At 67.1% G+C, this 535-nt stretch carries 1 pseudogene; it reads right to left on the bottom strand.

Going from position 1 to position 535, the window contains the following annotated elements:
* Nucleotides 1-535 (bottom strand): annotated as a pseudogene (locus IAQ70_RS22520) (glucose-6-phosphate dehydrogenase); the annotation flags it as partial.

The raw sequence follows: 535 nt of genomic DNA on the forward strand, positions 1-535 counted from the left end.
GTCTTCGAAGGGGTCCAGGATCTTCCAGGACAGCTCGACTTCCTCGTGCCGCGGGAACAGCGGCGGCTCACCGAGGAGCACGTCCAGGATCAGCCGCTCATAGGCTTCCGGGGAGGACTCGGTGAAGGAGTGCCCGTAGCCGAAGTCCATGGTCACGTCGCGGACTTCCATCTGGGTGCCCGGGACCTTGGACCCGAACCGGATCGTGGCGCCCTCATCGGGCTGGACCCGGATGACCACCGCGTTCTGCCCGAAGTCATCCTCGCCGTGGTCACGGAACAAAAGGTTCGGTGCCCGTTTGAACACCACCGCGATCTCGGTCACCCGGCGGCCGAGGCGTTTGCCGGCGCGCAGGTAGAACGGCACCCCGGACCAGCGGCGGGTGTGGATATCCACCCGGATCGCCGCGAACGTCTCCGTCTTCGAATCCGCCGGGATCCCGTCTTCGTCCAGGTAGCCCTGGACCTGTTCCCCGCCCTGCCAGCCGCCGGCGAACTGCCCGCGCGCCGAGTGCGTGGACAAATCCTCGGGCAGT

The sequence above is a fragment of the Pseudarthrobacter sulfonivorans genome, assembly GCF_014712225.1.
GTDB lineage: Bacteria > Actinomycetota > Actinomycetes > Actinomycetales > Micrococcaceae > Arthrobacter > Arthrobacter sulfonivorans.